Source organism: Pseudonocardia pini, assembly GCF_013870575.1.
GTDB classification, from domain to species: domain Bacteria; phylum Actinomycetota; class Actinomycetes; order Mycobacteriales; family Pseudonocardiaceae; genus Pseudonocardia; species Pseudonocardia pini.
In genome coordinates, this window is sequence record NZ_JACBXB010000098.1 from 1 (window position 1) to 11090 (window position 11090).

11 protein-coding genes and 1 tRNA gene are annotated in these 11090 nt (G+C 72.1%); 6 read left to right on the forward strand and 6 right to left on the reverse strand.

Going from position 1 to position 11090, the window contains the following annotated elements; all coding sequences use genetic code 11:
* Window positions 1-369: hypothetical protein (locus H5J29_RS08800; RefSeq protein WP_220187146.1), on the forward strand; the 369-nt coding region annotated here is incomplete at its 5' end.
* Here the strand turns inward: H5J29_RS08800 and H5J29_RS08805 are convergent.
* On the reverse strand, window positions 366-1160 hold the full coding sequence (locus H5J29_RS08805; protein ID WP_181780425.1) for a PP2C family protein-serine/threonine phosphatase: 795 nt from the start codon (window positions 1158-1160) through the stop codon (window positions 366-368). The two genes, H5J29_RS08800 and H5J29_RS08805, sit on opposite strands and share 4 nt — an antisense overlap.
* Before the next feature lie 160 nt (window positions 1161-1320).
* On the opposite strand from H5J29_RS08805, the gene H5J29_RS08810 reads away from it, so the two are divergent.
* Window positions 1321-1394 (forward strand) — tRNA-Arg (locus H5J29_RS08810).
* Between the two features lie 250 nt (window positions 1395-1644).
* Window positions 1645-2001 carry a hypothetical protein gene (locus tag H5J29_RS08815; RefSeq protein ID WP_181780426.1) on the forward strand — a complete coding sequence of 119 codons (357 nt, stop codon included), beginning with the start codon at window positions 1645-1647 and terminating at the stop codon, window positions 1999-2001.
* Between the two features lie 116 nt (window positions 2002-2117).
* On the opposite strand, the gene H5J29_RS08820 is transcribed toward H5J29_RS08815, so the two are convergent.
* Both H5J29_RS08820 and H5J29_RS08825 read right to left on the reverse strand, forming a co-directional pair.
* On the reverse strand, window positions 2118-2408 hold the full coding sequence (locus H5J29_RS08820) for a hypothetical protein (protein ID WP_181780427.1): 291 nt from the start codon (window positions 2406-2408) through the stop codon (window positions 2118-2120).
* Window positions 2409-2746: 338 nt separating this feature from the next.
* Window positions 2747-3727 (reverse strand): phospholipase A2, encoded by a 981-nt coding sequence (locus tag H5J29_RS08825; protein WP_220187147.1) that lies wholly within the window; start codon window positions 3725-3727, stop codon window positions 2747-2749.
* Window positions 3728-3949: 222 nt separating this feature from the next.
* Between H5J29_RS08825 and H5J29_RS36165 the strand changes: the two genes are divergently transcribed.
* From H5J29_RS36165 to H5J29_RS08840, 3 genes are read left to right on the forward strand one after another with little or no spacing between them, the layout of a single operon-like run.
* A complete protein-coding gene (locus tag H5J29_RS36165; RefSeq protein WP_181780428.1) occupies window positions 3950-5086 on the forward strand; it encodes a sensor histidine kinase in 1137 nt (378 codons plus the stop codon).
* Window positions 5083-6189 carry a hypothetical protein gene (locus tag H5J29_RS08835; protein ID WP_181780429.1) on the forward strand — a complete coding sequence of 369 codons (1107 nt, stop codon included), beginning with the start codon at window positions 5083-5085 and terminating at the stop codon, window positions 6187-6189. Before H5J29_RS36165 ends, H5J29_RS08835 begins: the two co-directional genes overlap by 4 nt.
* Window positions 6147-6827: a response regulator gene (locus H5J29_RS08840; RefSeq protein ID WP_312858123.1), complete on the forward strand. Its 681-nt coding sequence runs from the start codon at window positions 6147-6149 to the stop codon at window positions 6825-6827. Before H5J29_RS08835 ends, H5J29_RS08840 begins: the two co-directional genes overlap by 43 nt.
* A 39-nt stretch (window positions 6828-6866) precedes the next feature.
* Here H5J29_RS08840 and H5J29_RS08845 read toward each other — a convergent pair whose 3' ends face one another.
* From H5J29_RS08845 to H5J29_RS08855, 3 genes are read right to left on the reverse strand one after another with little or no spacing between them, the layout of a single operon-like run.
* Complete coding sequence (locus tag H5J29_RS08845) at window positions 6867-7697, reverse strand: ABC transporter ATP-binding protein (RefSeq protein WP_181780430.1); 831 nt, start codon at window positions 7695-7697, stop codon at window positions 6867-6869.
* Complete coding sequence (locus tag H5J29_RS08850; RefSeq protein ID WP_181780431.1) at window positions 7681-8709, reverse strand: taurine ABC transporter substrate-binding protein; 1029 nt, start codon at window positions 8707-8709, stop codon at window positions 7681-7683. Before H5J29_RS08850 ends, H5J29_RS08845 begins: the two co-directional genes overlap by 17 nt.
* Complete coding sequence (locus tag H5J29_RS08855; RefSeq protein ID WP_181780432.1) at window positions 8706-9575, reverse strand: ABC transporter permease; 870 nt, start codon at window positions 9573-9575, stop codon at window positions 8706-8708. Before H5J29_RS08855 ends, H5J29_RS08850 begins: the two co-directional genes overlap by 4 nt.
* Window positions 9576-11090 lie beyond the last annotated feature (1515 nt).

Below are 11090 nucleotides of genomic sequence, written 5' to 3' on the forward strand. Positions count from 1 at the left end.
GTGCTGCCCCGGATCGCCCGCCCCGATCCCCTGTTCGCGGAGGTGCGGCGCGTGTTGCGACCCGCGGGCAGTGTCGTCGTGGTGGTGCCGTCACCGGGGCGGACTCCTGCGGAGCTCCGCCGCGGGGCCCGCCGGGCGGACCTGCTGGCGGGCTGGCCGTGCCGCACGGCCGTCGAGCATCCGGGGTGGATGCTCGCCGCAGCGGACTTCGCCGTGCTCGGGGACAGCCGCGCGGTGTTCGCGGTGGTGGATCCCGATCCGGCGAACCTGGTCGCCGAAGCCGCGTGGCCGAGCACCGAGGTGCGCACGCCACGCAGGCCGGGGCGGGCGTTGCCGGTGGGGTTCCGCAGGCTCGTCGGGCGGCGTTAGCCGGTCTGCACCTCTGCAGCGGCGCCCACGAGACGGACCGGCTGGGGAGCGGCGGACTCCTGCTCGACGACGTCGGCCACGATGCAGGTGATGTTGTCCGGTCCCCCACCGTCGTTGGACAGCGTGATCAGCTGCTCGACGACGACCTCGGCGGAGGTCGGCGCCGCCATCAGGTCGAGGATCGCCGCGTCGGGGAGGACGGCGGTCGCACCGTCGGAACAGAGGAGGTAGCGGTCCCCCGGCACGAGGTCGAGGTAGGCGACGTCGGCGTCGACGGGGTGGTCCGTGCTCAGCGCGCGCATCAGCACGGAGCGGCGCGGGTGCACGAGCGCCTCCTCCGGGGTGATCTGACCTTCGTCGACGAGCTGTTGGACCATCGTGTGGTCGTGGGTGAGCTGCTCGAGCCCGCCCGCCCGGCAGCGGTAGATGCGGGAGTCCCCGACGTGGGCGAGGGCGAGTCGGTCCCCGTCGAGCAGCAGGGCGACGACCGTCGTCCCCATGCCCTGGGTGTCCGGGTCCCGTTTGGCGTGCTCGGCGAGCCGCGCCGACGCGTCGTCCACGGCGATGCGGAGCTCGGCGAGCAGGTCCAACCCGCTCGCGTCGGCAGGCAGCCGCTCGTCGAGCTCGAGCATCGCCCCGATCGTGAGCGCGCTCGCGAGCTCGCCGTGTGCGTGCCCGCCCATCCCGTCGGCGACGACGAGCAGGCGGTCCCCGGCCGCACCGGAGTCCTCGTTCGCGGTGCGCCGACGGCCCACGTCGGAGCCGATCGCGGAGCGCAGTCCCAGTGCCATGTGCCCAGTATGGATCTCACCACTCCGGGACGTGCGGGCGGACACCGCCGAACCACCGGGTGACGTCGGGGAACGGCCGGGTGGACCTCGTTCGTGGCGCGTCCGGAGCCGCCGCGGACGGTGATTCGTTACTCTCGTCGGCGGCGGCCACCGGCCCCACGCCCTCGTAGCTCAGCTGGATAGAGCAAGAGCCTTCTAATCTCTAGGTCGCAGGTTCGAGTCCTGCCGGGGGCACCCTCTACGGGTCGCGCATTCGACCTGCGGGGCTCCCGCGGCCGTCCCTGCCTTTCACCCCGCGCCCCGGGATCCACCGGACGTCCGAGACACTCGCCCGGTGCCTCACCCGAACGCACGCCGAGTGAGCGCTCGACTGTGTGCCGCCGCCGTCGCGGTGTTCGTGTCGTCGGGTTGCACAGGGAGTTCCTCGGCACCACCGGTTCCGACGTCGGCGGCGCCCGTCCCGCAGTCGGCTCCCCCGTGCGCCATGGAGCCTCCGCCCGGGCAGGTCCTGTCCCGGACCGTGGTCGACTTCGTGGACTTCCTCCGATGGGGTGGGCGCGAGTACGTCGCAGGCCCGGGCGTGCTCGCCGACGAGGACCTCGGACCGGCCGTCGGTGTCTCGCGCTGTTCCTTCCGGGAGCTCAACGACAGGACCGGTCAGATGACTCCCGCGCCGGTGGACGGCGACACCGGGTTCCTGCCCGCGGGGACACCGTTCTTCGCGGTCTCCGGGTGGGCCCCGGAATGCCGGATCGCCGCTGCACACGGCGGCCGGCTGACCGAGTACCTCGCGCAGGACCCGAACGCGGCCCACGCGACACCGTCTGCCTGCGCGCTCTGACGGTGTCCGCCCGGTGGGCAGGTCCCCCTGGGTCGAGAGCCGGTGGCCGGTGATGGATCGATTCTGACACCGAACATCAGAGCGCGAGCATCGCCGCCGATCAGGCAGATCCGTGTTCAGACCCCCGATCCCTCGGCCTCCGACCTGCGGCGCCGCTCCAGGGCCTTCTCGTTGAAGACGACGCGCGGCTCCGGCATACCGCGCACCAACCAGACGACGAGGGTGATCGGCCAGAACGCCGCGCAGACCGCCGCGGTGGCGGTCCACCCGATCCCGAAGCCCCCCGGTCCGAACACCTTCATCCCGCGCCAGATGCCGATACCCGCACGGGCGCGCAACACGAACCCGGAGACAAGAATGCCTCCGAAGAACACGAGATACAGAAAACCGACAGCACCACTGGACATGAGGAATACCTTTCTCGGAGAAGACCGGACGCCAGACTCAGTCGACGCCCCTGACGCTTTCGTTACCGCTCAGAATTTGTGGGTTGATCGACCGACGCGAGCATTCGGCGCGGGTTGCTAGAACATGCTCTGCACGATCGAAGGCACCGCCTCGAGCAACGGAGAACACGCCTCATGCACGCCGACCGTCACTGCCCCAAGTGTCGAAAGAACGTCCGGATGTCACGCTGCGAGGTCTGCAAGGGCCGCGGCACCACGGCCACCACGCAGTGCCGGAACGCCTGCAACATGAACGGCTGGCTGTGCCCGACCCACGGGAAGAACTACTGAGTACCGGCTCAGCACGCCGGAACCCCGCCCGCCACCTGGTTCGCCGTCGTGCGGTCGTCCACGTAGTGCGCGTTGACGAAGCCGTCGTTGGGCCGCGAGCCCACGGTCGGCCGAGTCACGTTCGACGCCCGGTACCAGAGCCGGTTGCCGTGCGGGCCCACCGCCTCGCCCCAGACGTGGCAGTCGAGCCGGACCCGGTCGCCGCCGTAGATCCCGTGCCCGGTCAGCCTGTCGGTGTCGGCGACACGGGCACTGTTGCGGAACCAGACACCGTCCGGCGGCTGCTCGCTCGTGTTCATCACGGGGAAGACCGGCCTGCTCGGGGCAGCGGCCGGTGGGGTCGCAGACGGCTCGTCCAGCGGGGCGGGAGCCGTGTCGGCGGGCCCCTTCCAGCTGCTCGCATTGCGCACGACGGTCCACACGGTCGTGGCATTGACCCGGCACCCCACCCGTTGCGCGCCCGAGTACCTGGTGTCGCAGACCCGGTTCATCTCGGTGCGGAAGCGATCGTCGATCCAGGCCCTCGTCGTCTCGTCGCGGCCGAGCTGCAGCCCCGCGCCGAAGTTGCGGTAACCGAAGTCGTGGAGCTGACAGGGACCGTTGAACACGTCCCGGTAGGCGTTCGAGACCACCCGACCGAAGACTCCGGCGACCTCGCGGCCGCTGCAGCCGTCGTCGCTCCAGTCGAACGCGTCGTACGGCGACGGCTTACGGCACCCTGGATAGGCGAACCCGTTGTTGGAGTACCCGTCGATGCGGCAACCGGCCTTCTGGAAGTCCGCTTTCCGGCTGAGGAACTGCGTCGAGGTCATGCCGACGGTCTCCCGCGCGTATGTCGTCTGCACCCGTCTGTCCGCGGCGGTGTAGGCCAGCGCCTGCCCCGCGGTGCCCCCCAACAGGACCCCACTGACGACTGCGAGGACGAGAACACGGACGACGAGCCGGACGACCTGCGGCCTGCCGGACGATCCCACTTGCGCGACGCGCACGAACGACTCCTCGAGAAGAGAGCGGCTTGGGGGCGGTCGCCGAGCCGCGAGCCGGGCCCCCCTCCAGCCCGTCTGCAGCGGCGACCGCCGGCGGAAGTATGTGACGGCGCGTCGCATGATCGCGTCCTGCGATCGACCCACATTTCCTCGACGGAGTGAGGTGATCACGCTGTGTACACTCTGGACTCCCGGCGGGGGGCCGGCGGAGGCCGAGGTGAACGCGTGGGGGTGCAGGGCGAGGCCACCCGGCGCGTGGAGCGGCTCGGCAGGCGCTACGCGATCGGTATCCGCGCCACCACGCTCCTGCCGATCGCGGTCGTGGCCGTCCTCTCCGCCGACGGCCCGGCCGTCAGGCTCGCGGCGATCGTCGCCGTCGTCGTACTCGTGGTCTGGAGCGTCGGCTACGGGGTCATGGTCGAGCGGGGTGCGGCCACGGCCGCAGGCGTGCTGGACGCGGTCGTCCTCTGCGCCCTGGGGGTGCTGACCGCCCAGGTGACCTCGGCGTCCTGGCTCGCGGAGAGCCGCTCGTGGATCAGGCCGTTCGTCATGTTCGCCGCCGTCGGCTACCAGTACTCCATCCGCTGGAAGGTCGGCGTCCCGCTCGGTCTGGCGGTCGTCACCACGACCGTGCTCACCACGGCCGTCGTCCAGGGCCGGCCGATCGGGCCGGACGTCGTGGTGACCATCGTCTGGTCGAACCTCGTGCCGATGCTCGCGCGGCTGCTCTTCAGCCTGCTCACGAAGGCGGCGGAGCGCGCCGACGTCACCGTGGCCGAGGCCGACACGATGCGCCGGGAGCAGGTGGTGGCCGAGCAGGTCCGCCTGGGGCAGCGGGAGATCTCCGACTCCCTCCACGACACCGCGGCGACGACGCTGCTGATGGTCGCGATGGGGCAGGTCGGCGAGTCGCGCGCGTTGCTCCGCGAACGCGCCCGGCACGACCTCGACACGATCCAGGCGTTCCGCAGCGGGAGCCGGACCGAGCAGAGCGACCTGGGGAGCGCGCTCCGCGACGTCACCGTGCGCGCGAGCCTGTCGGTCGACGTGGACCAGCGGGCCGAGATCCTCCTGCCGCCACAGGTCGTCCGGGCGGTCGCCGACGCGACGGGCGAGGCGCTGACCAACGTCGCCCGGCACGCGGGTGTGGACGCGGCGGTGCTGCGCATCGACCGGGCGGGCGACGGGATCGTCGTCGAGATCGCCGACCGTGGCCGCGGTTTCGAGCGGAGCCTGGTCCCCCCGACCCGGCGGGGTCTGCGGGCGTCGATCACGGCCCGGATGGCGGCGGTCGGGGGCGACGCCACGATCGTCTCGGCTCCCGGTGCAGGCACGACGGTCCGTCTCGAGTGGCGCCCGTGAGCGAGCCCGTCCGGTCCACCAGCCAGGAACTGTTGTCCGGCCTCCGGATCGCCGTCGCCACGATCGCGGGCGCGGTGCTGCTCACGGCCAGCCTCCCCCGCAAGCTGGGGGACCACCATCCGCTCGCGCCACAGCTCCTGGCCTACGGGCTGCTGCTCGCGGTGCTCGTCGCGGAGGTCGTCCTGATCGTCCGCCGCCGCGACTGGAACCGCGCCCGGCTCCCGGCCCTGCTCCTCGTGCTCACCGCGTCCGCCCTGTCGACCTGGACCCTGGCCCCCGAGTACCTCCTGACCTCGACGGACTGGTCGTTCGGTAGCAGCGGCTGGCTCGGGGTGGTGCTCCTGTTCGGCAGGCCCTTCCCCGAGCTCGCCCTGTTCCTCGGCGTCAACTTCACGATCACCGCGGGTCGGGTGGTGTCCCTGCCGGGCACGGACAGTGATCTCCTCCTCAACCTCGTCGCGGGCGGGGTCGGGACCCTGGGCTTCCCCCTCGCCTGCGGCCTCGCCTCGTCGGTCGTCCGCCGGATCGCGGTGGCGGCGGAGGAGGCCTCGGCGCGCGCGGCGGAGATCCGCACGACGGAGGCCGTGGCGATCGGGCTCGACGACGCGCGGCAGGCACGGCTCGCTCGGCTGGACGTCGGCGTCGAGAGGCTGCTTCGCGGGCTGGCCGAGGGACACCTCGATCCTCGGGACGCGCACGTCAGGCGGGCCAGCGCGCTGGAGGCCGCACGCATGCGCCGGTTCCTGGCCGACTCCGATCTCGTCGAGGACCCGTTGCTCCACGAGCTCCGCCATGGTGCCGACGTGGCCGAGCGCCGGGAGGTGCTCGTCGAGTTCGACCCGATCGGACGCTGGGACACCCCGCCGGACGACGTTCGGCCCGCACTCGTCGACGGCGCGTTGGCCGGGCTCACCGCGGCCCGTCGACACGCCAGGATCTCGGTGATCGGGATCGACGGGACCCTGTCCGTCAGCGTCGTCGCCGACGGCGGCAGCTGGGCCCCGGAGCTGCGCGCCCATCCCGATGTCCGGCACACCGTCGTCACCAGTGAGGAGCGCACGTGGATCGAGTCGACCTGGACCGGCAGCTCACCGTCGTCGTGATCGACGACCACAGGGTGGCCCGCCGCGGACTCGCGAGCTGGTTCGGCGAGACCACGCCCCCGATCGCCGTCCTGGCCGACGGGGAGACGGTCGACGTCGCGCTGTACCCCGGGCCGGGTGCCGACGCCGACGTCGTCGTCCTCGACCTCCAGCTGGCTCCGGGCAGGCCGAACCTGGACGGGCTGCAGCGGCTCGTCGACGCGGGTCGGAAGGTCGTGGTCTACACCCAGTTCACCGAGAACTCGATCGCCGTGCGCTGCATCGACGTCGGCGCACTCGCCTACGTGACGAAGGCCGAGGCGGAGGACCACCTGATCGACGCCGTCCGCGCGGCCGCCGCGGGCCAGCCCTACACCCCGCCCACGCTGGGCGGGGCGATCGCCAGCGACACCGACCCGCGACGGCCGGTGCTGTCGATCCAGGAGATCACGGCGCTGCGCGTCTGGTTCACCTCGCGCTCGAAGGGCATGGCCGCCGAGGCCATGGGCGTGGCGCCCTCGACGATCCACACCTACATCGACCGGGCGCGGGCGAAGTACGCCGCCCAGGGACGCCCCGCGTCGAGCAAGTCCGAGATGGTGAGGCGGGCGCTCGAAGACGGCCTCATCGAGCTCTCGGACCTCGAAGGAGGCGGCTGAGGGGATCCGTCACCCGGGGGAGGTGACGGACCCGCCTGCTCAGGCCCGTATCGCCGCGGACTCCTTCACCGCGTGCCCGACCTGCGCGCGCAGCTCGGCGTACTCCGGCGAGCCCCGCAGCTCGTCGGGGTCGACGCCGGTGCGCGGCAGGCCCACCGGCAGGTCCAGGGCGATCCGCCCCGGCCGGGCCGTGAGCACCACGATCCGGGAGCCCAGGAAGACCGCCTCGTCCGCACTGTGCGTGACGAAGACGCTGGTCCGACCGGTCTCGTGGCTCACGGTGCGGACGTCCTCCTGCAGCCGCTCGCGGGTGAGCGCGTCGAGCGCGGCGAAGGGCTCGTCGAGCAGCAGCAGCGGCGTGCGGGCGGCGAGCGCCCGCGCGATCGCGACCCGTTGCTGCTGACCGCCGGAGATCTCCCAGATCTTCCGGTCCGCCGTGCCGCCGAGGCCGACCCGCTCGAGCAGCCCCTCACGGGCGACGGCCCGGTCCGCCTTCTCGACCCCGGCGTACTTCAGCGCGAGGTCGACGTTCCCGCCGACGGACCGCCACGGGAAGAGCCGCGGCTGCTGGAACACCACCCCGGCGCCCTTGCCCGGCTCGGGCTCGCGCCCGGAGACCGTGAGCGTGCCGTCGGTCGGGCGTTCGAAGCCCGCGATCAACCGGAGCAGGGTGCTCTTGCCGCAGCCCGACGCCCCGACGAGCACCAGGAACTCCCCCGGCGCGACCTCCAGGTCGAGCGGCCCGAGCGCCTGCACCCGCTCCTTGCGGCCCGGGTAGGAGTGCCCGACCCCGGCGGCCGCGATCGACCCCTCGGTCCCGGGCGCGACCGCGAGCGCCTCGGCGATCTCCTGGTCAGCTCTGGAGGACATTCGGCAACCCCTTCGTGTACAGCCCCTTCTGGAAGGTGCCCAGGTCGGGCGCGGCCGGGATCTGCCCCTGCTCGGCGAGGAACTGTGCGGCGCTCTGCAGGTTCTGCGCCACGTTGCCCGGAGCGCCGTCCGAGCCCAGCCACTCCGCCGAGGTCAGCTCCTGCGGGGTCAGGTACACGCCCTGCTCGAGCTGGTTCGCCGCCTGCTCCGGAGTGATCCCGATCTGCTTCGCGATCGCCGCCGCGGCCGCGGTCGGGTCGTTCTTGATGACGTCGAGCGCCCTCGCCTCGACCTTGCGCCAGGTGTCCACGACATCCGAGTGCTCCTGCGCGAACGACGTCGAGACGACGCCGAGGTCGAGGGTCGGCTTGCCGGCGGTGGCGAGCTCGCGGCTGGCGATCAGGGTCTTGCCGCTCTTGCGCAGCTCGTCGAGCGTCGGCAGCCAGGTGTAGACGGCGTCGACGTCACCGCGCTCCCACGCGGCCAGCGAGGCCTGCGGCTGCAGGTCGACGAGCTGGACGTCGCCCGCCGCGAGTCCCGCCTGGTTGAGCGCGGCCAGCAGGCTGTAGTGCGCGGTGGAGGCGAACGCCGTGGCGATCCGCTTGCCGCGCAGGCCCGCCACGTCGGTCACGCCGGACTCGTTGCGGGCGACGAGGGCCTCGTTGTCGCCCGCGACGTCGAGCACGAAGGCGACCTGGTACGGGATGTTCAACGGTGCGGACAACCCCCGCGCCACCGGGCTGGACCCGATCGCACCGAAGTCCAGCTCACCGGCGATGAACGCGGTGTTGATGTCCGCGCCCGAGTCGAACTTGGTCCACTGGACGTTCCAGTCCGGTAGCGCTTCCTCGAGCCAGCGGTTCTCCTTGACGATCAGGTCGCCACTGGGGAACGACTGGTAGGCCAGCCGGACCGTGGGCTTCGACGAGTCCTGGCCCGCGGGCCCGACGGCGCAGCCCGCGAGCGTGGTGAGTACGGCCAGCGCCACGACCAGGGCGGATCGGATCCTCATGCTCTTCCCCTCCACGGGACGGTGCGTCGCTCGGCCGCCCGCAGCAGGCCGTCGATCACGAGACCGGAGATGCCGATGGCGGCGATGCCCACCAGCACGACCGGCGTGTTGTTGTAGTTGCTGGCGTCCTTGACCATCCCGCCGATGCCGGGAATCCCGTTGAACAGCTCGGCGGCGACCACCGACGAATAGGCGATGCCGACCGCGAGCCGGATGCCGGTGAACGTCTCGGGGAGCGCGGACGGGACGATGACGTCCCTGATCACCTGGCTGCGGGACGCGCCCAGGGCCCGGGCCGCCTCGACGAGGCCGACCGGTGCGGCGGCGACCGCGGCCGTCGTGGCCACCGCGGCGGGCGGGAACGCCGCCAGGGCGAGCAGCGTGATCTTCGGAGCCTCGTCGATGCCCAGCCAGATCACCAGCAGGAAGAAGTACGCCAGCGGCGGCAACGCGCGCAGGAAGGTCAGCCACGGCTCGAGGACGCGGCGCACCCACGGCACGGTGCCCATCGCCAGGCCGACCACCACGCCCGCGGCCACGCCGAGGACCACGCCGGCGAGCACCCGGCGCAGGGTCATGTAGAGGTGCTCCCAGAGCAGGTAGCCCTGGTAGCCCCGGGTGCCGTCGTGGGTGGTCGAGGCGTCGAGGAACGCCTGCCAGACGGTCGACGGGTAGGGCACGAAGGTCTCGTTCCACAGCCCGCTGGCGGCGGCGAGCTGCCAGAGGACGAGGAACACGACCAGGGACAGCAGGGGCAGGAGCAGTGCGCGGAGGCGACCGGGTGGCCGTCGGCGGCGTGGCTGCGCAGGCGCGACCGCCGCGGGGTCGGCGGGCCCCGTGGGCGGGGCGTGGGCTGGGGTGGACATGACAGTCCTCTCAGGACGAGGGAGGTCCCCGGCGCGACCGCCCCTGACGTCCGAACAGGACACTGCGGGGGCGACGAGCGGGGAGGGGAGGGGACCGCTCGATGCGGTCGGCGGGCCGGGAGTCCGGCCCGCGGCGGTGTCGTCAGAGCCCCCGACAGCTCACGGAACACAAACGGCACAGGTCGACGGTCAGCCGTCGAACGAGGCACGAATGCGACACCTGGACGTTCTACCCGACGAGGTCTCCCCACGGCAACAGCCACCGATCATGCCCACCGGCCCACGGCGCACCGGCCCCGCCAGGCTCGCGCCTCCGGCGCCACCCATCGACTGACGGAGCCCGCGAGTCCCCCACTTCCGACGCGCGAGTCGGACACCACGGCGCGCGAGTCCGACACCACGGACGCGCGAGTCCGACACCACGGCGCGCAAGTCGGACACCACGGCGCGCGAGTCCGACACCCCGGCGGCCGAGTCCAACATCTTGAGTGCGAGGCCGACACCCCGGCCGCGCGAGCCCGACACCCTCGGCGCGCGAATCCGACACCCCGGCGCGCGAGTCCGACACTCCGGCGCGAGTCCGGCATCTCGGGCGCGCGAGTCCGGCATCTCGGGCTTGCGAGTCGGAAATCAGGACACGTGGATCGGAGACCTGGGCGCGAGTCGGGCAGAGAGACGCGCGAGTCGGGCAGGGGACCCGCGGCGCCGCTGCCTGGAACCAACAGGCGAGTCGGATCGCGGAACTCGCGGGTCGGGGATCAGCGCCGGTCGGGTAGCGCGCCGCGTGAGTCGGACGGGACGGCGCATAGTTCTCACCCCTCGGGGTGTGTCACGCCACCGCATCATCACTGCACCGGTCCGAGAGTCGTGGCTGACGAGGTTTCCGGGCCAGATCGATGAATCCGAGAACAAGTGGCTTGCACTGGCTCGTGCGGACTGCTGACCCGTCTCGGCCTCTTGATCGTCGTACGGGCACGCACAGCCGCGCTGTTCGCGGCTGGACGTGCCGAGCCGGTGATCATGCGTTCGGCGCGTGGGCTCCGGCCCGCATCCACAATCACCGCTGCGCCGTGCGCCGCCGCGCTCGCGATGCCGAAACCGTGGTCATCGGGGCGAGAGCGTGGGGCCGGGTAGACCGCCCAGGCTGGGGTGCTCGATCACGGTTTCGGAGCAGGATGCCGCTGTGGTCGCGGTTGTCCGTGCCGGTTCGACGATCGTGGGGCAGGTGTCACTGCGCGACGGAGCCGCGGGCGCCGGTTGAGCCCATCGATCACCGTCTCGGCACCGGGAGCCGCGGTGACAGCGGCTCTGCGTGCCGAGATGGTGATCTCGCGAGGCGAGGCGGCGCGGGTACTGGTGGTCGCTAAGCAGCACGATCCGCGGTGTCCGACTGGCGCGCTCCGGCGTCCAACTCGCGCGATCTGGCGTCCGACTCGCGCCCCGGTGTCCGACACGCCCGCGCCGATGTCCGACTCGCGCCCCGGTGTCGGACTCGCGGTGCCGCGGTGTCCGACT

Excerpts from the sequence above, each read along its gene's own strand:
- H5J29_RS08805 (WP_181780425.1), bottom strand. The coding sequence starts at position 1,160 with ATGGCACTGGGACTGCGCTCCGCGATCGGCTCCGACGTGGGCCGTCGG.
- H5J29_RS08820 (WP_181780427.1), bottom strand. The coding sequence starts at position 2,408 with ATGTCCAGTGGTGCTGTCGGTTTTCTGTATCTCGTGTTCTTCGGAGGC.
- H5J29_RS08855 (WP_181780432.1), bottom strand. The coding sequence starts at position 9,575 with ATGTCCACCCCAGCCCACGCCCCGCCCACGGGGCCCGCCGACCCCGCG.
- H5J29_RS08850 (WP_181780431.1), bottom strand. The coding sequence starts at position 8,709 with ATGAGGATCCGATCCGCCCTGGTCGTGGCGCTGGCCGTACTCACCACG.
- H5J29_RS08815 (WP_181780426.1), top strand. The coding sequence starts at position 1,645 with ATGGAGCCTCCGCCCGGGCAGGTCCTGTCCCGGACCGTGGTCGACTTC.
- H5J29_RS08845 (WP_181780430.1), bottom strand. The coding sequence starts at position 7,697 with ATGTCCTCCAGAGCTGACCAGGAGATCGCCGAGGCGCTCGCGGTCGCG.